Origin of the sequence: Paenibacillus illinoisensis NBRC 15959 (assembly GCF_004000925.1) — a bacterium.
GTDB lineage: Bacteria > Bacillota > Bacilli > Paenibacillales > Paenibacillaceae > Paenibacillus > Paenibacillus illinoisensis.
Window position 1 is genome coordinate 46,177 of the sequence record NZ_BIME01000005.1, and the last position, 26,891, is coordinate 73,067.

At 48.1% G+C, this 26,891-nt stretch carries 24 protein-coding genes; 11 read left to right on the top strand and 13 right to left on the bottom strand.

The features are described 5' to 3' along the window. Positions 1 to 69 precede the first annotated feature (69 nt). Positions 70 to 1,740, top strand: coding sequence for a PucR family transcriptional regulator (locus tag PIL01S_RS14050; protein ID WP_127538035.1), 1,671 nt, complete (start codon positions 70 to 72; stop codon positions 1,738 to 1,740). Between the two features lie 24 nt (positions 1,741 to 1,764). On the opposite strand, the gene PIL01S_RS14055 is transcribed toward PIL01S_RS14050, so the two are convergent. Further along, positions 1,765 to 2,046: a hypothetical protein gene (locus tag PIL01S_RS14055; RefSeq protein WP_127538036.1), complete on the bottom strand. Its 282-nt coding sequence runs from the start codon at positions 2,044 to 2,046 to the stop codon at positions 1,765 to 1,767. A 369-nt stretch (positions 2,047 to 2,415) separates the two neighbouring features. Between PIL01S_RS14055 and PIL01S_RS14060 the strand changes: the two genes are divergently transcribed. Further along, the gene (locus tag PIL01S_RS14060) at positions 2,416 to 4,491 is read left to right on the top strand and encodes an nSTAND1 domain-containing NTPase (RefSeq protein WP_127538037.1); all 2,076 of its coding nucleotides are present in this window, start codon (positions 2,416 to 2,418) and stop codon (positions 4,489 to 4,491) included. 33 nt (positions 4,492 to 4,524) lie between these two features. Here PIL01S_RS14060 and PIL01S_RS14065 read toward each other — a convergent pair whose 3' ends face one another. After that, a complete protein-coding gene (locus PIL01S_RS14065; RefSeq protein WP_127538038.1) occupies positions 4,525 to 6,207 on the bottom strand; it encodes a sigma-54 interaction domain-containing protein in 1,683 nt (560 codons plus the stop codon). Between the two features lie 490 nt (positions 6,208 to 6,697). Beyond that, positions 6,698 to 7,621 carry a proline dehydrogenase family protein gene (locus tag PIL01S_RS14070; RefSeq protein ID WP_246058268.1) on the bottom strand — a complete coding sequence of 308 codons (924 nt, stop codon included), beginning with the start codon at positions 7,619 to 7,621 and terminating at the stop codon, positions 6,698 to 6,700. Positions 7,622 to 7,821: 200 nt separating this feature from the next. Here PIL01S_RS14070 and pruA point away from each other — a divergent pair, with 200 nt between their 5' ends. Together pruA and rpoN are read left to right on the top strand one after the other, a co-directional pair. Continuing rightward, positions 7,822 to 9,369, top strand: coding sequence for an L-glutamate gamma-semialdehyde dehydrogenase (gene pruA, locus PIL01S_RS14075; RefSeq protein WP_127538040.1), 1,548 nt, complete (start codon positions 7,822 to 7,824; stop codon positions 9,367 to 9,369). Between the two features lie 100 nt (positions 9,370 to 9,469). Continuing rightward, positions 9,470 to 10,774, top strand: a complete 1,305-nt coding sequence (rpoN, locus tag PIL01S_RS14080) for an RNA polymerase factor sigma-54 (RefSeq protein WP_127538041.1) — start codon at positions 9,470 to 9,472, stop codon at positions 10,772 to 10,774. A gap of 143 nt (positions 10,775 to 10,917) precedes the next feature. Here rpoN and PIL01S_RS14085 read toward each other — a convergent pair whose 3' ends face one another. Beyond that, the gene (locus tag PIL01S_RS14085) at positions 10,918 to 12,342 is read right to left on the bottom strand and encodes an aspartate ammonia-lyase (RefSeq protein ID WP_095288886.1); all 1,425 of its coding nucleotides are present in this window, start codon (positions 12,340 to 12,342) and stop codon (positions 10,918 to 10,920) included. A gap of 326 nt (positions 12,343 to 12,668) precedes the next feature. Here PIL01S_RS14085 and PIL01S_RS14090 point away from each other — a divergent pair, with 326 nt between their 5' ends. From PIL01S_RS14090 to PIL01S_RS14100, 3 genes are all read left to right on the top strand, one after another. Continuing rightward, entirely contained in the window at positions 12,669 to 13,946 is a 1,278-nt protein-coding gene (locus tag PIL01S_RS14090) for a methyl-accepting chemotaxis protein (protein ID WP_127538042.1), read from the top strand. 172 nt (positions 13,947 to 14,118) lie between these two features. Next, a complete protein-coding gene (locus PIL01S_RS14095) occupies positions 14,119 to 14,961 on the top strand; it encodes a hypothetical protein (protein ID WP_127538043.1) in 843 nt (280 codons plus the stop codon). Positions 14,962 to 15,208: 247 nt separating this feature from the next. Then, the gene (locus PIL01S_RS14100) at positions 15,209 to 15,916 is read left to right on the top strand and encodes a stalk domain-containing protein (RefSeq protein ID WP_127538044.1); all 708 of its coding nucleotides are present in this window, start codon (positions 15,209 to 15,211) and stop codon (positions 15,914 to 15,916) included. A 113-nt stretch (positions 15,917 to 16,029) separates the two neighbouring features. Here PIL01S_RS14100 and PIL01S_RS14105 read toward each other — a convergent pair whose 3' ends face one another. Continuing rightward, complete coding sequence (locus tag PIL01S_RS14105) at positions 16,030 to 17,004, bottom strand: ring-cleaving dioxygenase (RefSeq protein ID WP_127538045.1); 975 nt, start codon at positions 17,002 to 17,004, stop codon at positions 16,030 to 16,032. 241 nt (positions 17,005 to 17,245) lie between these two features. Between PIL01S_RS14105 and PIL01S_RS14110 the strand changes: the two genes are divergently transcribed. Next, entirely contained in the window at positions 17,246 to 18,007 is a 762-nt protein-coding gene (locus PIL01S_RS14110) for a YwaF family protein (RefSeq protein WP_127538046.1), read from the top strand. Positions 18,008 to 18,106: 99 nt separating this feature from the next. Here the strand turns inward: PIL01S_RS14110 and PIL01S_RS14115 are convergent, their stop codons facing one another. From PIL01S_RS14115 to PIL01S_RS14125, 3 genes are all read right to left on the bottom strand, one after another. Then, a complete protein-coding gene (locus tag PIL01S_RS14115; RefSeq protein ID WP_127538047.1) occupies positions 18,107 to 18,901 on the bottom strand; it encodes an SDR family oxidoreductase in 795 nt (264 codons plus the stop codon). A 175-nt stretch (positions 18,902 to 19,076) separates the two neighbouring features. Further along, the gene (locus PIL01S_RS14120; RefSeq protein ID WP_110821486.1) at positions 19,077 to 19,334 is read right to left on the bottom strand and encodes a YqkE family protein; all 258 of its coding nucleotides are present in this window, start codon (positions 19,332 to 19,334) and stop codon (positions 19,077 to 19,079) included. A 461-nt stretch (positions 19,335 to 19,795) separates the two neighbouring features. After that, on the bottom strand, positions 19,796 to 20,443 hold the full coding sequence (locus PIL01S_RS14125; protein ID WP_127538048.1) for a peptidylprolyl isomerase: 648 nt from the start codon (positions 20,441 to 20,443) through the stop codon (positions 19,796 to 19,798). A gap of 256 nt (positions 20,444 to 20,699) precedes the next feature. On the opposite strand from PIL01S_RS14125, the gene PIL01S_RS14130 reads away from it, so the two are divergent. Next, complete coding sequence (locus PIL01S_RS14130; RefSeq protein ID WP_127538049.1) at positions 20,700 to 21,932, top strand: MFS transporter; 1,233 nt, start codon at positions 20,700 to 20,702, stop codon at positions 21,930 to 21,932. Between the two features lie 155 nt (positions 21,933 to 22,087). Here PIL01S_RS14130 and PIL01S_RS14135 read toward each other — a convergent pair whose 3' ends face one another. The 3 genes from PIL01S_RS14135 to PIL01S_RS29495 all read right to left on the bottom strand — a co-directional run bounded on the left by PIL01S_RS14135 (position 22,088) and on the right by PIL01S_RS29495 (position 22,997). Beyond that, entirely contained in the window at positions 22,088 to 22,267 is a 180-nt protein-coding gene (locus tag PIL01S_RS14135) for a hypothetical protein (RefSeq protein ID WP_127538050.1), read from the bottom strand. A 44-nt stretch (positions 22,268 to 22,311) separates the two neighbouring features. Next, positions 22,312 to 22,683, bottom strand: a complete 372-nt coding sequence (locus tag PIL01S_RS14140) for a hypothetical protein (RefSeq protein ID WP_127538051.1) — start codon at positions 22,681 to 22,683, stop codon at positions 22,312 to 22,314. 152 nt (positions 22,684 to 22,835) lie between these two features. Continuing rightward, complete coding sequence (locus PIL01S_RS29495) at positions 22,836 to 22,997, bottom strand: hypothetical protein (protein WP_164764231.1); 162 nt, start codon at positions 22,995 to 22,997, stop codon at positions 22,836 to 22,838. A 144-nt stretch (positions 22,998 to 23,141) separates the two neighbouring features. Here PIL01S_RS29495 and PIL01S_RS14145 point away from each other — a divergent pair, with 144 nt between their 5' ends. Further along, positions 23,142 to 23,423 carry a hypothetical protein gene (locus PIL01S_RS14145; RefSeq protein ID WP_095288897.1) on the top strand — a complete coding sequence of 94 codons (282 nt, stop codon included), beginning with the start codon at positions 23,142 to 23,144 and terminating at the stop codon, positions 23,421 to 23,423. A 203-nt stretch (positions 23,424 to 23,626) separates the two neighbouring features. Continuing rightward, complete coding sequence (locus tag PIL01S_RS14150; protein ID WP_127538052.1) at positions 23,627 to 25,528, top strand: sensor histidine kinase; 1,902 nt, start codon at positions 23,627 to 23,629, stop codon at positions 25,526 to 25,528. Between the two features lie 81 nt (positions 25,529 to 25,609). Here PIL01S_RS14150 and PIL01S_RS14155 read toward each other — a convergent pair whose 3' ends face one another. Both PIL01S_RS14155 and PIL01S_RS14160 read right to left on the bottom strand, forming a co-directional pair. After that, entirely contained in the window at positions 25,610 to 25,852 is a 243-nt protein-coding gene (locus tag PIL01S_RS14155) for an NHLP leader peptide family RiPP precursor (RefSeq protein ID WP_095288899.1), read from the bottom strand. Between the two features lie 45 nt (positions 25,853 to 25,897). Further along, complete coding sequence (locus PIL01S_RS14160; RefSeq protein WP_127538053.1) at positions 25,898 to 26,857, bottom strand: hypothetical protein; 960 nt, start codon at positions 26,855 to 26,857, stop codon at positions 25,898 to 25,900. Between the last annotated feature and the right edge of the window lie 34 nt (positions 26,858 to 26,891).

Genomic DNA, 26,891 nt, shown 5'->3' on the forward strand with positions numbered 1-26,891 from the left:
AAAGGGCTGTTCAGGACATTTGTCCATGAATTATAATGTAAGAAAAAATAACATTACGAGGGATCGATATTGAGAAATGACCGAGTGTTTACGATAAAGGATCTGTTGGCACGCCCTGTCTTTGCCAGAGCCCGTCTGGTTGCAGGAAGCGGGGGAACATCCCGTCAGGTTGGATGGGTTCATGTATTGGAGATTACCAATGTCTCTCCGTATGTCAGCCCCCATGATCTTATATTATCCACAGGGCTGTGGCTTCAATCGGAAGAGGGGCGTGAAGAATATCTGCTCCAGCTGATTCATAGTGACGCGGCAGGATTGTGTGTGGAGTTTGGCACCAGCATTCATGGCATTCCCGAACAATTAATTGAACTGGCGGATCAACATCAGTTTCCACTGATTGTATTCGAACAGCCAGTAAGGTTCGTGGAGATTACGCAGGATATTCATGCTCTGCTCATTAATCATCAGCATCAGCTGCTGAAGAGTCTGGAGGCATACTCCCGTCAGCTGCAGCAGCGGACATTGCAGAGCACCGACATGTCTGCCGTACTCCATCTGCTTCATGAATACGCAGCCAAACCGGTTGTCTATATTTCGTCCATGGAGCCAGGCAGCTTTGTCCCGGGTCTTCCCCCGGAGATGGAGCAGGCCATCTATACCTGGTATGAACAGGAAGTAGAGCATTTGGATCTGAACGATTCGGATACGGAACTATGGTTTCGCATCGATGAGCAGCACATGCTGCTGTGTCATCCGGTGGTCTGCTTTGGTCAGGTGTTCTCAGCTGTAGGCATGGTGGTGCATCCCTCTGCGCCAGTGGAATATCTCAAATTGCTGCTTGATTACACGGCGAAGGCGGCAGCCGCACTGACGCTTCGTTCCCAGTTTCTCGAAGAGAAGATGGTACGCAATCAGAATGAATTAATTCAGGACTTGATGAATGGTCATATCCATCAGGAAGAACAGGCACAGACCCGGATGGGACTCCGATTGATGGTGAAGGGACAGTACTGGTTTGCAGGAGGAGTGATTGAGATTGAGCATCAGCTGAGGGGGACCGGACGTGAACGGATGGAGGCGAATCATCAGGATATTCTGGTTTTGCTAAGATCCTTGTTGAAGAAGAACAATCTGCCGAGCTTGATCATGTTGAAAAATAACCAGGTCTACCTGTGCTGTGCCAAGGAAGAGAGTGCTGCATCCACCTCCCATAAGCTGGTTAGGTCCCTCGAAAGCATTATTGGAGATGTAAAACGCTTTGCGAGCCGTAACCTGAAGCAGGTTGCGATATATGCCGGGTTTGGCAAAATTCGCAACCGCTTGACCGGTATGCCGGACAGTCTTCAAGAAGCGTATCAGGTTATCGAAGTTTCACGTTCAGTGAGTCGGATGGAACATATTTACTTTTACGAACGTATGGGTATATATCAAATGTTGAAGGCACTTCCTCAATCCTTCCTTCAGCCCTTCGTAGAAGACCATCTCGGTGTGCTGATCGAATACGACCGTGCACATCATCTCCAGCTTGTGGAGACGCTTGAAGCCTACTTGCGGAATTTTGGTTCCAAGCGTGACGCTGCTGCCCAATTGTTTATACATCGACAGACGTTGTACAACAGATTGGAGAAGTTGGAAGAGCTGATGGGACCTGGTTATATGGACCAGGGGAGAAGAATATGTCTGGAGATGGCGCTGCTTGCTTACGCGATGATGGAGGATAAACAGACTTATCAATCTTGATGGTGGGAAGCATCGGAGTGTGGTTTAGTAGTTTTTGCCGATACGGCGGGATGGACGCAGCTGTGGCAGTATCGAACGACCAGACATAGAACGCCTGCCGCGAAAGAGTTTGGGTTGACCTGTTGAGGGAGCGAGTGATAATGATGTGGGGGTTGCCAATCGGTACGGAGGTGACGTTCGATCAGAACGACCCTCTGCCTCAGTCTCATGGGATAGAAATCCGTGTTCCTTCAACCAATCAGCCAGCTTTTCATGTTGGATTCCGAGTTGTCCGCTCAGATTACAGATATCGAGTTCTTTTCTCACACAAATCCGCCTTTCCTGGAATCATTATGGTTTTGGAAGGGAAGCAAGGAGTTTGAGATCGGTAAGTGCTTATGTACTTCAGCATCAGGTATAGGCAAATGCGAATAGATTGGTGTGCTCGATTGGCGGAACAGTTAATTAAGTTTATGCAATGGTAAGAGATTATAGAAAATAAAGCGCATGTATACCGTGTTAAACGTTTGCATGATGCTGTTTGGAACCTATCAATAATTTAGCCTTCTTCAAGATTTTATCATTTCATAGGTTAGTGCGCGTCTCAATATAGTCTCATTTTGCAAGGGAATGGCGATATTGAGCATTTGGATAATGCTAGAGTAAAACTATCAGTATCTAGTACGGAGGGCGCAAATGGGAAACAGTAGTGAGGTACAAAGCGATAGACACTATGACCGTGGCAAACGTTTTGTAGGACGAGTCAAGGAATTAATGATTCTAGATCGCTGGTTTAACCATCCGGAAGCACCTTTGACCATTTTTTCGGTAACGGGAATGGGAGGGATCGGGAAATCCTCCCTGCTCTCGGAGATGTTGTCGGTATCACGTAATCGGGGGGCTACGTCCATATGGATGGATGGCAGATCCTGTGGTTCAACCCCCGCGGTCTTTCTGGAGTATCTGTCCTCGACCTTGGGATTGGAAACGCTGGGGAGTGAAGGGCTTCTCCGCCCGCTTAGCCGATTGAGTGAGACGTCGGTTCACAAGAGACTGGTCATTGCGGTGGATAACTATGAAGAACTTGCTTTGCTGGAAAGTTGGTTTATGGAGGTTTTCGTCAATAAACTCTCCTCCAGTGGAGTGCTGATCATACTGGCCTCACGATCCGAACCGGCTACGGCATGGCGAATGCATCCCCGCTTGAGGCAGCACTTGGTGCAGATGCCGCTTCAGCATTTTTCGAATGAAGAAGTATCGGAGTTCATAGCTGGTGCAGGACTGGTGAATGTCAGCATCGCAGGCACGATTGCACGAATGACGGATGGGCATCCGTTTGGACTTGCCCTTGCGGTGGAAGCTGCCGATCATCGGCGAAACGTACCTCTTGCGGAATGGGCCGAGCTGTCCTATATGATCAGTGCGCGCTTATTGCTCGAATTGACGCTTCCAAGCCTGCATCCCATGATTGAGGTGCTCACGCTGCTCGAAACCGCCAATCAGGAATTGTTATCCTCTGTTCTGCAAACGGAAGTGACGCTCGGCGAATATCTGGCGCTGAAACGAATGTCATTCATCCGCTCCGTTCCGGATGGCCTGGCGCTGCATGACCTGGCCAGAGTACATCTGCTTCGGGACTTTCGTCAGCGTGAACCGCAGCGGCTGCAAGCCATGCGGGTACGTATCGCGAGCTTGTTGCTGCCCCTGCATGCACAGGCCGGACCACATGAGCAGCGGCAGATTGCCCGGAGAATGCTCCTGCTCTGTCAGGAATCCATGCTTCAGCATCGGAAATATGCAGATGTATCCACGGAGGCCTTCTTTTCACCCCTGGAGGTCATGCGAGAAGGAGACCTGCCCTTGCTGCACAGCTTATTGGAGGAATGGTGCGAATACAGTGTGGAGCCGTGGCAGGCTGACCCTTATCGCCCATTTCTGGATGAGCTGGCACAGCGTTACCCTGAAGGAATTGTGCTGATGCGTGATCAGAACGGGGAGCCTATTGCCATGTTTATTACGGTACTTGTCCACCGGGAGAGCAGTGAGATGCTGTTAAGATATTTTCCGGCGGAAATGGAGGAATGCTTTAGCCCGCAGGAACTCGCGTGTGACCCGGATCAGACGGATACTCATTTTGCCGTACTGGTTGCTGCCCGTGATAACGTACCCGGATACAGACGTGAAGAGCTCGTGGGCTACATGTCGCTGGACAGGCTATCCCTTCTGGGTGATGGAGCAAGAGTCATGCTGGTGGCGACCAATCCGAATCTGAAGCTGTTTTTACAGAGCATCGGTTTTCGGATGAGAAGAACGCGTACACGTATCTGTGACCGATATGAGGATCAGGCTGATGTCATGGACCTGGATTTGCGAAATGGATTATTTGGAGAATGGGTTATGTCCTTGCTGGATCCCGAGAAACAAGGGAGCAGGTTGCCATATGAAGCAACGAGTGAGGGGGCGGATGGGGTCCTGTGGTCTGAGTCGGATCTGCGAAAAATGCTGGCGCATTTGCACTCCCCGGGTGAACTGCAAACGTATGCTGCGCGTGTGAGTGGTGTGAGAGACGGGATACAGCTGCAGATGCACGTGCTGGATCTTCTGGAGGGGCGCGCACACGGAATTTCCCAGCAGGATCAGATGCTCCTCTATGCAGCTTACTGGACTCATGCGGGTAACCCAACGGCCGCAGCCCAGGCCTGCTCCATGAGCCGGGCCACGTTTTACCGCCATTTGCGAACCGCACTGATTCGTCTTGCACGAGTGTTATAAACGGAATGGATCATGAAATACAGAAGAGGCTGGTCATAGACCAAGCCTCTTCATTCGGTTATAGAGCGTGGCTCTGGAGATGCCTAGCTGCCTAGCGAGTGTACGCTTATTGCCACCTGCCGAGATCAGACACTGACGCAGGAGATTCGCTTCATATGAATCCAGCCTTTCCTGATAAGACAGGGGGGAGACTTCGAAGGACTCGCTCTCGTTTCCTTTGGCAATGGTATCCGGAGATTCGCTTGTTGATGAGAGCGTAGGTTGTACCGGTATGACATGCAGCAATGCAGTCTCATCCGCCGTGGAGGAGTGAGGCTGTACCAATGAGGTAAGGGATTCCGGCAAATATTCCGCCTTGACCTCACCATCCGTTGTAAGAATGGTAATGCGTTCTATCACATTGCGAAGCTCTCGTACATTACCTGGCCATTCGTAGCTGAACAGCAGCTTGAATACTTCGGGAGGAACGAGTTCAATGTGACGGTTATAGAGCAGGGAGAACTCCTGAAGGAACGTCTGGGTCAGTTCATATATATCTTCCTTGCGCATGCGCAGAGGAGGGATGATGAGATTGATGACATTCAGGCGATAGTATAGATCTTCCCGAAACTGGTTTTTGGCAATCATGCCCATCAAATTCTGGTTGGTTGCAGCGATAATTCGGCAATTCGCCTGTTTCATGCGTGTTCCGCCAACAGGGAAGTAGCTTTTTTCCTGAAGGACCCGCAGCAGCTTCACCTGCAATTCCAGCGGCATTTCGCCGATCTCATCCAGGAAGAGCGTACCGCCTTCGGCCAGTTCAATTTTCCCCTTTTTCCCTTTGGGATCAGCACCGGAAAATGCCCCTTTTTCATAACCAAACAACTCACTTTCGAACAATGAAGCGGGAATGGCACCGCAGTTGATGGCGATAAAAGGGGCGGATGGCGACTCGCGCAGGTCATGAATGGCTTTGGCAAACAACTCCTTGCCTGTTCCGCTTTCACCCAGTATGAGCACGGTGGCTGAAGTACTACTAATCTTGCGTATGGTCTCGAGACACTGTTTAATGACCGGACTACTCCCTTTGATTCCCGCGAACGGGTCGGAATCCGGACGAAGCCGCGCCACGGCCTTCTCCAGGTGCTGGACTTTCGATGTCATATGTAACAGTTCCTGATGCAGGCGGATTTCAGTTGTTATGTCCACTTCGGCAGCTACCGCACCCACGATACGTCCATCAAGAACCACTGGACGTGCATTGATGAGAGCGAACAGATCCGGACGGGGCTGGTGCTGTTTACGGTAGACCGTGTCGCCCGTGTACAACGTTTTGAGCGATTGAAGCCGATCAGGCGGGAAGAAGTCTGCTGCCGGCTGTCCGATAATGTCTTCTTTGTTAATCGAGAAAACACGCTCTGCATCCGTAGTCCAGTAAGCCACCTTGGCTTCTTCATTAATCAGGGTAAGGGCTGTACCTGCCGTTTCAATGGTGGTTTCAAAATAAGCCTCCATGAGGCGATAGGCATGCAGCATGTGCTGCAAAACATCAGTTACTTCAATATATCCAACAGGGGAGCCTTCATCCTGGATCAACAGGTGGGGGCTTTCGCTAAAATAGGGAATGGCTTCGGGCAGTGCAGTAGACGAAGAAATAACAGGCATGTTCGTACTATCTGTTAGAATACTCAGGTCTGTCCGCAGAAGGGACATTACATCTGGAAGCAAATGTTTCATCCGTTTCACCTCGGGTTCGAGCATGATAATCAGAGACGACACTTGTGTGCCATGACTTGCAATGCGAATCGTTGAGCAGCAATAAAGTGATCTTAACGATAAAGAATGGTTAGCCCTATTATAGCGGCACAAATAAGTTGTGTATATATTTTTTGACATGAGGTGTAGGTGTTATAAGGAGGATTAAATAATATATAAAGTAATTAGATTAGTATACGCTTACATACGGATATGTTGCTTCTCTACGCAACTGTTCCTAAATAGTCTGAGCATTTGAAGTCATAGGGAGGTGAAGTTATATGACACCAAGCTGGTGGTCACTATTTGTTGAACATTCATTAGTGTCTTAAATATTGGACATTTCAATTTGGGGTTTCTTATTTTTTAGACATTGTGGTGTAGAAGGGGAACATAAGAGAGAGTGGGATAAAAAAACCATGCGACCTGAGAAAACAGGGATCACATGGTTCCATATGAGTAGGGAAGTCGATTATCTAAACATGTTTTTGACGACCATCCAGAGATTGGCCGGCTTCTCGGCAAGGCGGCGAGTGTAATACGGATACCACATCGTTCCATAGGGTACATAACAGCGAATGCGATAACCTTCCCGTGCAAGTCGTTCCTGTTCGCTCATGCGCAGCCCGTACAGCATCTGGAATTCAAACGCATCTGGGGATATACCACGGTCCTTGGCATACTGTTTAGTCCACGAGATAATGTGATCATCATGCGAAGCGACCGCTGTGTAAACACCCTGATCCAGATGCTGGCGGATCATGGATTTGAATTGATCAATGACTTCGGAAGCATTCTGATATGCTACGGCTGCGGGCTCTTTGTAAGCGCCTTTGACGAGGCGAAGCCGAATGCCTTCACGAATCATGTCCCGTGTATCCTGTTCGGTACGATACAGATAGGCTTGCAGTACAGTTCCTGTGTTATCAAGTCCTTCTGCATGCAAGCGGCGGACAATATCCAGCGTAGCCTGGGTGAATGGGCTGTCCTCCATATCAATTCGGACAAACAAATCATGCAGCTTCGCCTGTGCCGCTACGGATCGGATATTCCGGTAACCCTCCTCCGGGTCGAGCGTAAGGCCCATCTGGGTTGGCTTCAGGGATACGTTAGAGTCTGCTCCTTGGCGAGCTATGCCTTCCACGAGTCTTATATATTCATCACGATACTGGGCAGCCTCGCTCAACCTTGTGATGCCTTCCCCGAGATGATCCAGTGTTGCCATAATGCCTTTGTTGTTAAGGACCCGAATCTCCTCCAGTGCCTCCTCCAGTGTGCTGCCAGCGATAAACTTGCCTGCCAGCTTTTTGCCGTATTTGATGGACAGATTCTCCACAGCTTTATTGCCTGCAACGGTCAGCAGTGTTTTACGATACATTTCCGTTCCAATACTCACGCCAGTTTCCTCCTTAGGGATCATGCTTCTTATAGCCGTTTAATGAAGCAAGAATCGTGCCAGATCATTTATTTTATTAAAATATTCATTCTTCATCGGAGTTGGCACGGATCTTGCTACATATATTGGGTGAGAGTGAAATAGCATGGTAAATCAGGCGAGCAGCCAGCGATTCCAACATCCTGAAGGAGGAATTATTCATGAATATCCCTTTTGTTAACGAACCATTTACGCCCTTTGCTGTACCAGCGAACAAGGAAGCCTTTGAGAGCGCACTTCGCAAGGTGCAATCTGAGCTCGGACAGGAATATTCCATGATTATCGGTGGGCAGAAAATAACGAGCAGTCGCACGTTAACCTCCGTTAACCCGGCGGCTAAGGAACAGGTGATCGGGACGATTTTTCAGGCAGATCAGGAGCTGGCAGAGCAGGCGATTCAGGCAGCAGCAGAAACATTCCGTACCTGGAAACATACAGATCCGAACGAACGCGCGCGATATCTGTACAAAGCAGCTGCGCTTATGCGCCTGCGCAAGCATGAATTCTCTGCATGGATGGTGTATGAAGCAGGCAAAACTTGGCCGGAGGCAGATGCAGATACAGCGGAAGCCATTGATTTTATGGAGTTCTATGCAAGAGAAATGCAGCGTCTCAGTGAACCTCAGCCTCTGACCCGGATTGCAGGCGAGGATAATGAACTAACCTATATCCCGCTTGGCGTGGGGGTTGTCATTCCACCTTGGAACTTCCCGCTGGCCATTATGGCTGGCATGACTTCTGCAGCGCTCGTATCGGGTAATACAGTTGTCCTGAAGCCGGCCAGCACGACACCGGTGATCGCAGCCAAGTTCATGGAACTGCTCACTGAAGCAGGATTGCCGGATGGCGTAGTGAACTACTTGCCAGGCCCGGGCAGCGAAGTGGGCGATTATCTGGTGGATCATGCGCTGACTCGCTTTATCAGCTTCACCGGTTCGAGAGATGTGGGTCTGCGGATCAACGAACGGGCTGCTCGCACAGCTCCAGGGCAAAAGTGGATCAAACGGGTAATTGCAGAAATGGGCGGTAAAGATTCCATCGTTGTGGACGGTGAAAGTGATCTGGAACTGGCTGCGGACTCCATTACCGCTTCGGCATTCGGATTCTCTGGACAGAAATGTTCAGCGTGTTCCCGTGCCATTATTCATAAGGATGTATATGATGAGGTATTACAAAAGGTCATTGAGCGTACGAAGAAGCTCACGATGGGCAGTCCGCTCGAGGTAGGCAGTCATGTAGGACCAGTTATTGACGACAAGGCTTATGCCAAGATTAATGAATATATCGAAGTGGGCAAGGGCGAAGGCAGGCTTGTGTTGGGCGGTGGTACAGGGGATGCTCAAGGCTATTTTATCGAACCGACGATTATCGCGGATGTTGACCCGCTGGCCCGAATTGCGCAGGAAGAGATTTTTGGACCTGTACTCGCGTTTATCAAGGCAGATACGTTTGAGGAAGCTCTTCATATTGCAAACAACACGGATTATGGCTTAACAGGTGCAGTCATTTCACGAAATCGTGCGCATCTGGAACTGGCGAGACGAGAGTTTTTTGCTGGCAATTTGTATTTTAACCGGAAATGCACAGGTGCTTTGGTTGGCACGCATCCGTTTGGCGGATTCAACATGTCAGGTACGGACTCCAAAGCGGGAGGAAGAGATTATCTGCTGCTCTTTACACAAGCGAAGCTGGTCTCCGAAAAGTATTGAGGCGTACAGCGGCTGATGCTTGTAGTAAAGCATTTACTTTTGTACTCTTTTTCCGGAAAATATAAATCAAATTCCAATCCGCGCAGAAGGAGGGAGAATCATGCTGGAGATGCAGCTGGTTCAGGAACAGCGTGTTCGGCTGTCCATGACGCCAGAGATGAAACAGTCCATTCATTTGCTGACGTTGTCCGGTCAGGACTTGAACCGTTATCTGCAGGAAGCAGCCGATGAGAATCCGGTACTTGAAGTGGAGGAGCACGCTGCACCGCTGGTCCGCCTCCCGCGGAAAGGAAATCAGAGAACGTTCGCTTCCTATGACCCGTTGCTGCAGGTGAAAAGTGCTGAGCCAACGCTTGAGCAGCTGCTGTCTGCTCAGATTCGCTTGCTGGATCTCCCGCCTATGGTGAAGGTAACAGCTGAATATTTGGCAGGGTGTGTCAATGACGACGGTTATCTGAAGACAGATTTGGCTGAATTGTCATCCGTACTCGGCATCTCTGTGGATGGGCTGCAAGCAGGATTGGATATCCTTCATTCGCTGGATCCCGCAGGCGTTGGAGCACGCAGCTTACATGAGTGCTTGCTGCTACAGATCCGCCGGGATTCGTCAGCCGTTGTCCATGCCGAGCGAATGGTTCAGGCCGGACTGGGGGAACTCGTCCCCTTCCATCCGGGGAAAGCGGGAACCAGGCTAGGTATATCCTCACGGGAGGCACAGGCTGCGTATAATTACATTACGCAGCTCGATCCCAAACCCTGTCGTTCCATTGGATGCCAAGAGCGTCCTCATTACATTATTCCGGATGCCATGGTGGAACTGCGGCATAGCGAGATTTATATCGGGCTCCATTTGGCAGGGAACCTTCATGTATCCATGAATGAAGCATGTTCCCACTGGATCAGGCATGGAGCTCCAGACGAAGTCTGGTCGGCGCGGGCAGCGGAGGCAAGAGCCATTGTTCGCAGTGTGCAGCTGCGGCGCAGAACCTTGATGCGTGTTCTCACGGCAGTGATGAGCGAGCAGGTACATTTTTTGCATGAAGGGCCCGCTGGTCTGAAACCACTCAGTCTGGCTAACGTTGCCGAGAGGATTGACATGCATGAGTCCACGGTGAGCCGTGCCGTTAGCGGGAAATATATTCAGACCCCCCATGGGGTATTCGAATTAAAGTCCTTTTTTACGACAGGCATTGAGACAGCAGGTGGAGATCCCACTTCTGCATCAGCGGTTAAACTTCGATTGAAGGAACTCATCCGTACGGAGCAGGTTAGCCGGCCGTATTCGGACAGTCAATTGGCAGCGCTGCTCGCCGATGAGGGGATCAGGATCTCCCGCAGAACGGTGGCAAAGTACAGGGAGGAGCTGCAGATCCTGCCTTCGCTTGAGCGCAAGCGCTGGAGTTAAATAAACCTTCATGCCTTAATGTCTTCATCCTTATAGCATCAGCGTTATAACACCATAAAGCCCCTGCTCATCCGAATTAACGGTGTGCAGGGGCCTTCTGTTTTGATCCATAATCATGATGAATTCGAGTCAGTCAAGCCTCATTACATATTGTGCAGGAAACGCTCACCAGCAATGCCCGGTGTAGTCATCTGTTCCGGATGCATGATTTCTTCGAGCTCCTCTATGGTGAGCAGTCCGCGTTCCAGAATGATTTCTTGGAGCGAAGCACCCGTTTTCAGAGCTTCCTTCACAATGGATGCTGCCACGTCATAACCCAGATGCGGGTTGAGTGCCGTAATAACGCTGAAGCTTTGCTTCATGATCAGTGCACAGCGTTCACGGTTGGCTTCCATTTCCTCCACAGCATAACGGGTGAACACGTCAATTCCGTTATTCATGATTTTCAGGGATTGCAGCAGGTTGAACGCGATGACAGGACCCATTACATTCAATTCGAATTGTCCGGCTTCACACGCCATGCAGATGGTATGATCGTTCCCCATGACCTGGAAGGAGACCTGGTTGATCACTTCGGCCATAACGGGATTGACCTTACCTGGCATGATGGAAGAACCGGGCTGACGGGCCGGAAGACGAAGCTCATTGAATCCTGCGCGCGGTCCGGAAGCCATCATTCGAATATCGTTACAGATCTTGGACAGGTTGACCGCGCATACCTTGAGGGCAGCAGACAGCTCCATATAAGCATCCGTATTTTGAGTGGCATCGACGAGATCATCAGCCGTCTGCAGCTTCAGTCCGGTAACATCGGACAAATGCTCCGTGACCTTAACGATGTACTCCGGTTTGGCATTGAGCCCTGTTCCTACTGCCGTAGCTCCGAGGTTGATCGTCAGCAGGCGGCGATTCGCAAATTCAAGACGCTCCATATCGCGTCCCAGCACACGCGCATAGGCACCGAATTCTTGTCCCAAACGGATCGGCACGGCATCCTGGAGATGGGTGCGTCCTACTTTGACGACATCATTGAACTCCAGTTCTTTTTTTAGAAAGGCATCTTTCAGACGCTGCATGGTATCAAGCAGTGTTTCAGACAACCGATACGCTGCGATCCGCAGTGCCGTTGGAATGACATCATTGGTCGATTGGGACATATTCACATGGTTGTTGGGATTGCAATGGAAGTAGTCCCCTTTGTTTTGCAGCAGCAGTTCCAGTCCGCGATTGGCCAAAATTTCATTCATATTCATATTCATGGAGGTGCCTGCACCGCCCTGAATGGAGTCAACTATAAAATGATCCAGATGATGACCTTTCATCATTTCTTCAGCGGCCATCACGATGACATCGCCAATTTTCGGCGGCAGCATCTTCAGCTCCATATTCGTGATTGCGGCAGCCTTCTTCACGGCAGCGAGGGCTGTAATTAGCTCCCGGTGCACAGGTACGCCGGTAATCGGGAAGTTTTCCACGGCCCGCACCGTCTGTATACCGTAATAGGCATAAGCAGGAATTTCTTTTTCACCAATAAAATCTTTCTCCGTCCGTGTGGACATTGTAGACATTTCTTTCGCCTCCAGTGGCATCCAAAAATAGGTCAGCTCCGGCGATGCCGAAGCGCACTCAGTATATCATTTAAGCAAAATGGATGCCAGGCTAAATGATTTTACCCAAGTTGCCGATAATAATTAAAATTAGGGGGTTTAACCTGGCGTGGTACTGGGTGAATCGAAGTGTAACAAACTTATCTTATAAATTATGCACCACAAGGATGAAAAGGTATTCGTGCAGGACAAGATGGGTTCCTGATTCAGCGTTTTCAGTGATGTAGATCACATGTTTTTTGGTCGATGATTGGTAAAATAGGAAAAAAGGACTACGAGGTGTGAGCATGAAATGGACTTTAGGCGCAAAGACAGTCGCAGGTCTGGTACTCATTTCGATTATTACATACGGGACTAGCGGCTTTTTTATATTCTTCCTCCAGGACTGGCTCTCTTTCTCCATGCCAAGCTGGTTGTATATCACCTTAGTACTCATACTAGGGGTATGCTGGAACGGAATTCTGGGATGGTTTGCCTCACGCTGGCTGACACGCCCAATTGTTCACCTGTCCAAGGCAGCTCAGCAAGTTTCCTCAGGGGATTTAACAGCTGAAATTCCGGAGCGCCGTACACAGGACGAGCTTGCCGTTTTATATGACGCATTTCGCGCGATGGTCGTTAATCTAAGAAGTATTGTAAACGATATTTCGGATAGTACGCGTACGACCTCACAGAATGCGCAATCGCTGAGTGAAGCCATTACCCAGGCAGCCGAACAGATCGAAATGATGTCGGAAGCGGTGGATCACATTGCCGTAGGGGTAGAGGAACAAAAAGTGACCTCACAGCAATCACTGATTACCGCAGATGAGATGTTGAATGATTTTCAGCGCATGCATACCCAATCGATCGGAATGACAGAGATGTCAGGGCAAATGGAACGGTCGGTTGATCAAACGAAGCAGACTTTCTCGTATCTGATGAAAGGCATGGACGAGCTGACCGTATCGCATAATCGTTCCCGTGACATCATGGTGCTTCTGGAGAAGGAAGCTTCGGATATTGAAGCCATTACGCAATCGGTCAAAAACATCGCTGAGGAGACAGCGCTTCTTGCCCTTAATGCATCCATCGAGGCAGCGCGTGCAGGGGAAGAGGGAGCTGGTTTTGCTGTAGTTGCCCAACAGATTCGCAAGCTGTCGGACGAGAGTACACAATCGGTTCACCGGATTAACGAATTGATCAGTCGTGTTCAGCAGCGTATCCGCGATACAGCACAGCTGATTCATGAGCAGCACGGGCTTGTCGTGAATGAGTCCCAGCGTACCATCAACGTCGATCAGACTCTGCAGGAGCTGACGGGAACGGTTGAGGTGTTCATGAAAGGCGCTCATGAGATCGGCTCCAAAATTGCAGAGCAGACCGTTCGGGTTGAACGGACGCATGGTCACGTGAAACAAATTCAAGGAAAAGCCGGCTCGTTCTCGGACGAGGCCAGACGGATTATGGATGCCGCTCATGAGGAGACGGCAATCATGGAGGAAATCTCCTCTTCCGCTGAAGAGTTGAGAGAATTAACGAATCGTTTGATGGATAAAACTAAAGCATTTCGGATGCAGCCATAAGCTGTGTCCGGAGTGTTTTTTTCTTTATATGGATAAACCCGAACATTCTTTCGCAAATTTTGAGGTTTGTAAAGTTTTTTTTATGAAACATTAACAAAATCGCAACGACTGGGCGATAAATGACGATATAATAGTTGTAGTATTCCATTTTTAAAAGAAGGAGCCCAGAATATTGAAAACTTGGACAGGTATCCTGCTGATGATCGTTTTGGCGGTTGTTACCATTAGTACAACTTCAGCTGCCAGAACCTCCAATGAACAAAAACAGCTTAACATAGATGATCAATCCAGCCAGACTTCAGGGGTCGTGGCTTCCAATATAGAAACAATGAATGAAACAGCTTTTACAACGAAAGAAGCAACCTCCGTCAAGGAGGAAGACATCTCAGTTGCTCCCGAAAATGAGAACGTAAGACTGTACCCCATGAAATTGGAGGGTTCAGGATATATATATAACGGAATGGTGCTGGAAGTGAACGGCAAAACACAAGAATTCAGCAAATGGCAAGGAGAAGGCGGGTCCTACAAACCCGAAGTGCACGAACTGGATTTGAATGGAGATGGCAAAAAGGAAATTATCGTGCTTTTCACTGCCGGACACGGGACAGGTATTTATTTGGGTCAGGCACACATCATAGATCCGGATACGCTAGAAGAGATGAAGATGCAATCACTGGATGACATTGTCAAGCAGCATGTACATTCGAAAGTCAGTGTTGCACCGGGGCAGGTGACGATCAATGTTACCGTTGATGGTGTTCATGCAGAGCCCTCTCTGATGGAGGAAGAGACGAGCGATGGCGTGTATAACGGTGAGCTCAAGTTCGGCGGTGTTGTATATTACAGTGTGGAGAATGGCAAGTTGGTTGTGTCGGCATCAGGTGCATACGGTATGGGCTTGTATGACGGTGATCTTAACTTTGCCTATGACTATAAAGATGGCGAGTGGCAAGCTGTGGAATTGGAATACAGCACAGAAGAGTATGAAGATGAGTACTATGAATCTTTTGATTGAACGGAAGTAATCAGAGAAGCGCAGAATAGCTGAGAAGCATGGCAAAAAAATAGGTCCCTAAGGTCTGAATGCCGGAGGGAAACGGGTGAGGCTGAAAAAATGATGCACCTTTAGCCTCGCTTTGTGTTATCCAAAATCGAATTTTATTTCAGGAATTTACCATGAAATGGTTGACACAAGCACTTTAGTCGTTTAAATGTATAAAGGATGGAACTTATCTATTTCATCCTTTCAGGAGGGATCATTCATGAGGAAGAAGGTTGTTTTGGGTTTAATGGTGGGTACATTAACACTGGGCATCGGCACTGGGGCACTTGCAGCAACGGGGCTGGAACCGATTAAAGCGTATTTGAACAGCAAGATATCTCTGAAATTAAATGGGACAACGGTAACAGCCAAAGATGCCAATGGCAAAACGGTATTGCCGATTACTTACAACGGAACGACTTATTTGCCTGTGCGTGCGGTGGGATCATTGCTTGGGACAGAGATCACTTATGACAGTGCAACTTCATCCGTCCTGATTGGTGGAAAAAATGAAACCGGGCCAGTAACAAACGATAAAGTAACACTAAGTACACTTGGAACAACTGTATTGGGATCTACTGCATGGCATACCAAAGATCCTGCGGAGACTACTTACAAAGGCAAGGATTACAAAGATGTATATCTGCATACCGATTCCGTGAAGCAAGGGGACGACTTCCAGATCATGACGGGCAAAAAGTATTCTTCCCTGCATCTGGAATTGGCCGCTCTTGTTGGTAATCAGGAGATACAGGTAATCAACCAGGACAATACGGTTCTCAAAAAGCTAAGTATATCGCCGGGAAGCGGTTTGGTAAGCTTGGACGTGGATGTATCAGGCACAGAAGCTGTTTTTGTTGAGATTGTTTCAGAAGATCCAGGTTCATCGCTGTTTGTGCCTCTTACAACATCGTATTTGGTTAAATAAAATAGACGTAAAAAACGATTATCAACGATGATGTTGCTGGATCAAATCCATAGCACACATTGTGATAATCGTTTTTACGTTTATTCAGTGCGAATCATGTTGATCAAACGACATTACCGAATTACAGTATCGAGCGGTTTGAGATTTGCTTCAATCTCTGCACGGCGACCTTCAAGGAATGGAGGCAGTGCCAGGGACTCCCCAAGATGAGCCAGCTCTTCATCCGTATCGAAACCAGGACCGTCGGTTGCAAGCTCGAATAGAATGCCATTGGCTTCACGGAAGTACAGGGACCGGAAGTAAAAGCGATCGACGAAGCCGGAATTAGGGAAGCTGAAGTTGCGAACACGTTCTACCCATTGTTTCAATTCTTCCTCATTATCCACCCGGAAAGCAACATGGTGTACGCTGCCACGTCCTGGTCTCTCGATCGGCAAGTCATTACGCTCCTCGACATGGACCTCGGAACCACTGCCTCCTTCACCGGATTCGAATACAAGTACATCTGGTTGACCTGCAACAAAAGCAGGGTAGGTTCCTTTTTGACGGAATCCAAGCAGCTCCGTGAGAACAGCTGCCGTCAACGATGCATCCTGAACGGTGAGGTGAACAGGACCAAGACCGACAATACCGTATTCAGCTGGTACCGGGCTCTGATCCCATGGTTTGCCCCCAGGTACACCTGTGTTGTTCTCATCAGACACCAAGATCAGACGCTGGTTCTCAAAATCAGTAAATGAGAGTGTTGCACGGCCACCACGATTCGTAATTTCACCGTGAGGTACTTCGTACTCGTCAAAACGTTTGATCCAATACTGGAGTGCAGCATCACTCGGAACGCGCAGCGATGTTGCAGAGATGCTGTTCACGCCTTCACGTGTTTGTCCGGCCATCGGAATTTCGAAGAAGGTTAGCTCCGTGCCGGGATTGCCTTTTTCATCTCCATAGAAAAGGTGGTACACGGAAACGTCATCCTGGTTTACTGTTTTTTTGATTAGGCGAAGGCCCATGACATCGGTATAAAAACGATAGTTTTCAGCGGCATGTGCGGTCAGTGCGGATACGTGGTGAAGTCCTTTGATTTGCATTGTTAATTCCTCCTGAGTAATTGGGATGGGGTATTCTTGATTATGTGTAAAGTGTTATTTAACTTTTATTAAGTGGCTAACTTTTTGTTTGTTTTGTTCTGAATTTATCTTAACATAAAGATAATTAGAACGCAATACATATCTGCAAACATTCAATGGATAGACTTTCACTTCGATTAATGCCAAAATGAAAAATATTACATTTCAAGGTATCACTGTTTGTGATGGGAAGGAGAAGAACATGGGATATCCCCAGTGGCTTGACCCTTATGATGAACGGCCTTTTATCATGTTTTCGAATCCACACATATGGGCGATAGCCTGCACGGCAATGGTGATTATCCTGCTGTACCTGTTTAGAAACCACTTGAGATCATGGCCGGAACGCACACGTAGGGTGCTGCGAATCACTTTAGCCATCTTTATGATAGGTTGTGAAGTGCTGCTTCAGTTATGGTATGTCTACGGCGGGGTGTGGAGTGTGAGGACATCGCTTCCGCTGGAGCTGTGCAGTCTGTCCCTGTTGTTGTCGGCCGTGCTGCTGTTAACACGCAGTCGTATGCTGCATTCAGCATTATTATTGGCAGGGATTGCAGGTGCGCTGATGGCGATTGTAACTCCAAACCTCGGTTATACCGTTCCACATTTTCGTTTTATTCAATTTTTTACGGCTCATGCCTGTATTATACTTGCCTTGCTCTATATGACCTGGGTAGAACAGCTTCGTCCAAGCTGGAGATCAGTTGTGGGTTCGATGGTTTTTGTTAATGTGGCGGCGCTGATTGTATATGGAATGGATGTGCTTTTGGAAGCCAACTATATGTTTCTTCGTCATAAACCGGAGACGGCATCCGTGCTGGATCTTCTGGGACCGTACCCGTTATACATTTTGGGGGAAGAAGTACTGGCAGCCGTGTTGTTTTCGCTCATGTACGTGCTGTTCTTCGCCATTCCGGAGCGAGTGAGGAACCGGGTGAAGAAGGAGAGAAGTTCCGCAGTGTGATTGGCAAAAGGAGAACAATGAAAATCCCGCAGTATCCTGAAGCTCAGGAGACATGCGGGATGATTGGTTTATTGAACTCAATGCGATGGGGCGGATAACTTATCCCCGAAGGAGGGATTCTGCACCATCCACGTAGATTCGTGTACCCGTGACATGGGAAGATTCGTCGGAAGCCAGGAAAAGCACCAGGTTGGCTACCTGTTCTGAAGTACCAGGTTCACCCTTGAGCGGATGTTCATGGCCTTCCGGGAATTCCACGGGGATCTGTACATCCTTCAGATCATCTGAAGGATAGGTGTTGTCATCGATATTGGTGTCGATGGCACCAGGACATACGGCGTTGACACGAATCTTGTAACGGGCAAGTTCGAGTGCAGCCATCTTCGTAAAAGCGGTTTGCCCGGCTTTGCTGGAAGCGTATGCAGAGAATCCGATACCTGAGAATACCCGGTTACCGTTAATCGAACTGGTGATGATGATGCTGCCTCCACGGTCTTTCAGATGGGGGATGGCGTATTTGACGGTTGCAAACGTGCCGCGCATATTAATCTCCATCGTTTGGTCCCAGTCTTCCGGTTCCATCGTTTCAATCGGCGCCATGGTGCCGTTGATCCCGGCATTGGCGAATACAATATCCAGTTTGCCGGCTTCAGCCGCAGCCTGATTAATAGCTTTTTGCACATGGTCCGGTTTGGAGATATCGCATTCGATCACATAAGCTTCGCCGCCAGCCTTCTCAATGGTCTGCTTCGTTTCTTCCGCTTTCTCTGGCGTACGGTCCAGCATGTAGACTTTGGCTCCATGCTCTGCAAAACGAATCGCGGTAGCCTGCCCAATACCAGAACCACCACCGGTCACAATCGCCACTTTTCCTTTCAAACGCTGTTCACTCATCCTGATCCCTCCACGTCCATAAAATTTCAGTGTTACTCTCTATCTCTACATACCCGGCACAAGGGAGGTGAATCAGATTCCTTCATACTTGTCCAACCAAAAAAAACAGGACCGATAATCGGTCCTGCATCTAAATCTGAAATGACGTCTAATATGCGAATCGCTTGCTGAAATGTTATTTATGTTTCTTCCAGTCCAGCGAGCTGTTATTCAATAAATACTCGAAGTCATTATCCCGTCGCTTCTGTTCCGCTTTACGAGCTTCTTCTGCCTGCTGGCGTTCCTCTTCCTTGCGCTGGGCTTCGGCAGCCTTGGCTTCATCAGCTTGAGCCTTCAGCTTCTCCAGCACGTCGCTGCTGAGCAGATCCTTCAGCGTCGTTGGTTTATCCTGAGCTGCTTTGGGGGCAGCAGGTTGTTTTTTGGATTTTGCCATGGAAAATTCTCCTCTCCAACGTAAATCAGGTTCCCTGTTTCGATCCGTAGTCATAGTATATCAGGTTCCCGGTATCCATTCCATGAAACGAGTCAAGAAAAGAAGGAAATCAGCTGTTCCGTGACGAATGAAAACGGGTATAAAATCATATAGTATTACCGATACTGCGACTATTCCCTGGAGAAAGGAGTCGTTGTTCGTGGAAGTTGACCGCAGCATGTTGAAAGGGCTTGCATGGGGGATTGCCTTCAGCTGCCCGCTATGGATTGCGATTATTGGCTGGTTCCGTTTGTTGGGGTGGATGTTGTGAGATCAGCGGGTTGCAGAGCTGCTGCATATATAATGCGTAGAGGGCTTTTTTTAAAACCTCATATGTAAACGCTATCATTAAATAAAGCTCTGCCTTGCGTATTTATCGCAAGACAGAGCTTTTGTTTGTTTGGAATGTACCTGAAGGCTTATTACTCAGGCATTTTAACAGGTTCAGGATATTCCAGTCCATGCGTGTCCACGGTCACCTTTTTCATAACTTGATCGGTAACCGGTTTTACTCCTTCAGTAGGCTGATTAACGATGCTATCCACCACATCCATACCTTCTGTGACTTTGCCAAAAGAGGCATATTGAGCATCTAAATTCTCATCGTCTGCTGCCATGATGAAAAATTGGGAACCAGCTGAATCGAGTTTTCCGGATTCCCGCGCCATGGAGATAACCCCACGTGTGTGCTTCAGATTATTTTTGTGGCCGTTGGATGTGAATTCACCCTTAATGGCATATCCGGGGCCGCCTGTCCCGTTACCATTCGGATCTCCACCTTGAATCATGAAGCCCGGAACAACGCGGTGGAATATCAAGCCATCATAGAAGCCCTGATTGGCCAGCGAGATGAAATTGTATACCGTGTTGGGCGCAATGTCCGGATAGAGTTCGATCACGATTTTTTGCCCGTCCTGCATTTCAATCGTGGCTACCGGATTTTGACCTTCAGGCGGAGCCGGAACGGGTTCCGTAGCGCTGCTCGAAGGGCGTCCACAGCCGCTAATAACAATAAGCAGCAGCGCCATGATCAGCGATGCAGCAGTTGTTTTTTTCCATCGTAAAGACATGAGAATGTTCCCCCTTGCATCTCTGCTTAATGTGATTCAACGGAATTATTTTGGGATAATCCATCAACTATCATACCGTTTTTTGGGACAGGAAGGCAATCCAAGCTTTGCTTTTGCAGGTGCCAGGGATGGTCTTCATGGGAGCATAGGTGTAAAATAAGGAAAATGCTTCCGCAGCAGGGACGTACGGGTCTGTTCCGTCCGCTCCAAACCACGGCAGTCCCGGGCGTCAGTAACGGAAAGGACGTGTGGGTATATGAACTTCTCGTGGAAGCGTAATCTGGTGATTTTGTGGATTGGTGTATTTTTTTGCAGCACCGCATATTCAATCTCCATCCCGTTTTTGCCCTTGTTTCTGAGCGGCGATCTCGGTGTTCGTGATCACCTGGAGTTTTGGTCAGGGCTGGCCTTTGGCATCACGTTTCTGGCCAGTGCACTGGTGTCTCCGTTCTGGGGTTCCCTGGCAGACAAATACGGACGCAAGCCGATGCTGATCCGGTCGGGATACAGCCTTGCGGTTTTGTATTTAATCAATTATTTTGTACAGGACCCATATTCACTCATCGTAGTCCGGCTGTTCCAGGGATTGCTGGCTGGTTTCGTTCCGGCTGCAATTGCCCTTGTGGGTACCAATACACCAGAAGCGAAGACCGGATACGCGCTGGGTATCATGTCCACGGCTGGAGCTACGGGCGGGATTATTGGTCCGCTAATTGGCGGTGTGGTGAGTCACTACTACGGCAATCGAAATGCTTTTTTATTCTCAGCCATTGTGGTGCTCGTCTCTGCGGTAATCGCGACCTTCTGGGTAAAAGAGGAGAATTTCAATCGCAACAAGCCGCGTTCCCATGTCATGGATGATATCCGTGAAGCCAGAGCGAATCGTCTGTTTATTACTGTGCTGGGCATGATGGGCATCTGTACCTTTTCCGTCATGATTCTTGAGCCGCTGCTCACGGTCTATGTCATGGAGATGGGTATTCAGCCGGACCGGGCATCACTCAGCTCAGGTATTATTTTCTCAGCGGTAGGTATAGCTACCGTCATTATGGCACCGAGATGGGGGAAGATTGGTCAGCGCATCGGTTACGGCAAAGTGTTGATTATTGGACTCGTCGGTGGGGCAGTGGGGAATCTGCTGCAGTTTTTCACGACAGGTTATATCGGTTTTGGTGTTTTGCGGTTTGTATACGGGTTGTTCTTCGCGGCTGTGTTCCCGGCCATCAATGCCATGATTGTGCAGGCGACGGACCCGGGCTTCCGAGGAAGGGCCTTTAGCCTGAATCAGTCGGCCTCCCAGATCGGTACGATGGCAGGTCCCATCATTGGTGGTATTCTTGGTGGATGGCTGCCTATTCGCTGGATTTTTATCATCAATGGACTGGCGCTGTTAATCACAGCGATTGTAGCCAAATGGTCTGGCTTGGAGCATAAGCTTCCGGGTTCAGGAAAATCAGCATCGAAGAAAGCGGTAACAGCAGATCGATAGATGGATCTTAAGGAGAGATGGCGCTGTAGCAATACAGCAGCCATCTTTTTGATATGACTATATATGTGGGCAAGTAATATACATTTAAAAAGGGAAACCTCTTCATGAGAGATTTCCCAATTGTTCAGCCTGATTCATTTCATAAAAAAGGTGTATCATTCTTCAGAATCGGATTTCTCCTTCGGAATGGCATGTTCAACAGCATCAAGCTGATCCTCTTTTTCCAGAGCATCCGGAAATGAATCTTCCGTAAATAGCCCGAAATCAGGGTCGATGTCCCGTTCGGTTACCAAATTATCCGGCGTCTCAACATGCTTATGGTGGTCATCCTTCATTATGCTGCACCTCCTTATTCACGACGCAAGGGAGTTTGCCAATCTTAACCTCGTGGAAGAATGTTGTCCTGCGGTTTGGCACCCGCTCCCGCACCGTTGAGAAGATCAGTACCATGAAGGGCATCCGGATCAGGTGCAGCGGGGTCCACCGGGCTATTCGGCTGCAGCAGATCGGCATCAGGTACAGATTCCAGTGCAGGTTCTGCCAAACGTGATTCGAGCTCATCATCCTCTACCGCCGTTGCAGCTACAGGAGGCAGGTACGTCTCATCGGTTTCAATTCGTCTTCCGGACACTTCGTCAAATGTATCCATATCGCCCGCGGGTACTTCTGTTTCGGGTGGAATATCGCGGGACCTCTGATATCGGTCATAATAACGGTCGCTTTCGTCATTACTAATCGGTCTGTCTGTCATAAGTAGCAGCTCCTTTCAGGAATTAAATGTGATTGACTGCATGTATTATTGTGCTGATATTTTCTAAGGTTCTTACCCCGTAGTTACCCAAACCCTAAACGTTGTAATCCTGCACGTGTTAGCATTCCCTGGGTTGACCCGAATATGAATGATTAAAATTTAGGGAATACATATTTGACGAGAAAGTACAGGAAGCCGAAAAAAATGAGTACATAAGCCGCATATTTAATAAAAGTGGAGGCGACCATGCTGGAATCCGATTTTTGCTGGATATCTTTCCGTTCTACTTCTACCGTTTTGTGTGGCTCGTTCATTTAAATCATCTCCTTAATAGGTGAATGGTTGCTTTGAGGAACCATTACACCCATAGAAGCGAATTGAATCGCAGAGCAGCTGGTACAGCTTTCGAGCAAGGCCTATGTTATGATGGAGCATGATGAAATAGGGAGGGATTCCAGTTGGAATGGTTTACACTTGGCAATATGATCACTCGAATCCGAATTGGACAAAAGGCATCTACGCCCGGCTTTTCGCGTACAGTCATTCGCAGACCGGACGGTTTGTTCTGGGTCGGTGGCATATGGGCCGGACAAGTTGTCCAGTTGCGTGATTTTCTTTTTTCGGATATATGGACGATTTATGAGGATGAGGAAACGGAGCAGTGGCTGAAGTTTCGGAATGCCTATGAACGAACGGAACGGGAAATGATTGAGAACCAGTTCGAAGATTTGCGCGGGTAAGACAAAGGATAACTGGATTTCCTCGTTATAAAATGGAAATAAATATATAGTTGGACTAAAATGTGATTTTTTTCGTTTGCCATTAGAAGGTGACACGTTAAATCATGGCGAATCATAAATGATAGAGTTAGGGGATAGATGCAGCATTTTGCATCATTCGAATATTGCTAAATGCTCAAAATATGAACTTTGAGGTGCTGTGAATGAAAAATGTGCCCAAAGCTATCATCGTCCTATGGATCAGCCTGTTATTCATCATGTATTGGCCGCAGGGAGTAGGCGCGGCAGGTGTACAGGAAGATAACAGTCCTGTCCCCATTACGACATGGGAAGTAAAATGGGGAAATGAACACGATCAGGGGTTTATCAGCGAAGTGGGAAGACCTGATGAAGTCTGGGAGCGGCAAGGGCTGGAGAAGCCGGATTACACTACGGTAAATCCTTCTACGGAGTCACTATGGACTCGCTTGACCATTCCGCAACTGAGTGAGGATAATTCTGCCATTCGTTTTGAAAATATTAAAGGTCAACATATTGTGATCTATCTTAAGGATCGCAAGGTGTATGAGAACTATCATTATAACTATGACAACAATGCGGCACTGCTGCCCCTATCTATCGAAAATTCAGGTGAGCAGCTGTATATATGGACTGAAAATACCAACGGCCGACTCGGAATCTTCGGGACGGTGGAGGTAGGCAGATACACCAATCTGCAAGAGAGATATATTCATAATGGCTTGTTGGATGTCATCTTAGGGGCAACCTTTCTGTTTACAGCCATGACCATGCTCAGCTGCACATTCTTCTTTGGCAAATTCCATAAGGGATTATGGATCTCACTATGTGTTGTCATGGGTTCCATCGGAACGATGATCATTACGTATTCACAATTTCTGTATACGTTCTACCAGATTTACGGCGATCTGTACTCCATATTGTTCGATATGGCGATGCTGGCGGGAATGCCTGCACTATGTTATTTTTTCGAACAGATTATTGGGGCGGGGCCTTATGGGATCTTCACGAAGTTAAGAAAATTTCAGCTCGTGTATTCCGGTATTGCAATCATCGCACTGCTCGTGTATTTCATCTCGAGCGGTCAATGGGACGTACTTTATGTATTTCTGGTTCAAAAGGCAATCGGCGTCATTTTGGTAATCCTGCTGACATTACTGATGATAGGCACCATATCCCAGGCACTAAGAAGAAACAAGGAAGCAATACTGCTGGCTGCAGGATACAGTACGTTTGCGCTCATCAGTGTAGCTGAGTTGTTATGGTACTACCAGCGGAATGGCACGTATCATCTCATATGGTGGAAGTGGTCGATGGTTGCTTTTATCATAGCGCTTATTGCCATTCTGGGCAGTCGTTTTGCGGAGAAGCATAGACAGGTCATTGAGTACTCCAAGGAACTGGAGCTGTTCAACAATGAATTGCAGCGATCCGAGAAGATGGAGATTATTAGTGAACTGGCCGCTTCAGTTGCACATGAAGTTCGCAATCCTCTACAGGTGACCAGAGGATTCCTACAGCTGATGACCGAACAGGAAGACAACAAAAACAAGGGGTATGTGCGAATTGCCCTTGAGGAGCTTGACCGAGCATCAGGGATCATTACGGACTTTCTGACGTTTGCCAAACCGGAATTCGATCATATTGCTTCTCTGAATATTGCTGATGAGTTTACGCATATAGAAGGGATTCTGGTGCCGATGGCCAATCTGGAGGGCGGCAAAATAACGACCGATATCCCGCCAGATCTCTGGATTCGAGGCAACTCTTCCAAGTTCAAACAGGCCTTTATTAATATTATTAAAAACAGTATTGAAGCTTTGCAGGGTCAAGGCCAGATTGATATATGGGCCTATGCCCAGGATGGAATGATTAAAGTACACGTGAGGGATAATGGGGAAGGCATGGATGAGGAAGCTTTGGTCCGCCTGGGAGAGCCCTACTTCTCCAACAAGATCAAGGGAACAGGGCTTGGCATGATGGTAACCTTCCGAATTGTGGAAGCGATGCATGGCGAGATCTCATTTACAAGCACAAAAGGGGTAGGAACGGAAGCTGTCGTATCTTTTGCCGAGTTCGTCGATTGACGGACTGGCAGAAGATAGACAGCTTTTTCGTTCTCTACCCCTTTACCTGTAATGTTGGCCCAGAGCCGTTAAGTTGGGTGTTTAGGTTCTCCAAGGTCCGCAATTCACGTCATAATTCACTTTGGAGGGATTGGGCGGAATGACAAGAACATAATCGTTCTGCTGTTCTTCTACTGTACGGATCTTGACGTTGTCCGGAATATCAATACCGAATGCATCGCGAAGTGCCTGTTTTGGATTGGAATGCAGCTGCTGTCTGAAATGTTCATCGGTCCATGCCTTTTCAATAATATCCTCATGCATTGTTCTCTCAGATACCATCATCGTTCAACAATCCCTTCTTAATATAGAATATGAACTGTCACAGTTTCATGACTTCCCTTGTGGGTTTAAGGCATGTTCACTGATCCAGTAATGAAACCCGCCTTGATGAAGCATTTTTTTATGCTGCTTGATTGCCTCGACAGCTTGTACAAGTGTTTGGCATAAATGCGTATTAAAGGACAAAAGGTGCGGAATTCCTGAGTTAGAAGATGCCAATATGTCATGATATCGGTAAGCAATGTCTACATAAGAGTTCATGATTGATGTGCTGTACATATTATCCCGGATACGCTCGCTTAGCGGCTGTTCAGGATAAGTTAGTTGTAGAGCAGAAGAAATATGAGAAAGGAAACTATTATAATTTCCCTGCGCAGCATCTTGATCCATGTCATTGAAATCGTCTGTCATCTGGAGGGTCATGAGTGCGATGTTAACAGCAGAACATACAGCAACAATTCGGTCTTTTTGTTCAAGTAAAAGAAGAGCACCTGCAGCTCCAAGTTGAAGGGGAGCAGCCTTTTGGGTGATCAAAAGCGGGTTTTCTTTGAAGTAATCCAGCGACTTCTCGCCGTTAACACTAACAGCCCAGTCCGTTACATATTGTCTGAAATACGTCCAAAACAGGGAAGACGGGCTAAATAAATCCGAGTAGATACTTAAAGCATCCATGTAGTATAAATTACCCAAGGATAACTTCAAGGTGCTGTCGTCAGGACGTTCATCCATCACTTCATCCTGATTGAGAAAATACAACATATGAATTAGACAGGCCGTGCTTAACTTGTGTGCAGTCTGTGGGGGGAGTCCGTCTGAAATCTGCATCCAGAGCGGAATAATGTAGCCAATATAGCTGTGACCTGAATCGCGCAACAGGGGATTAATTGAGTGAAGTTGTTTCAGTGCATGTTCTGACAGGGATTCAGGATAGTTCTGAACCAGCTGCTCGGCAGCAGCGAACACCACCTCCAAATCGGATCTAAACGGATCAAGCCATTCTCTCCGCATCGTTTGTTTACGCCCTTCCCGCAATAAAATAATT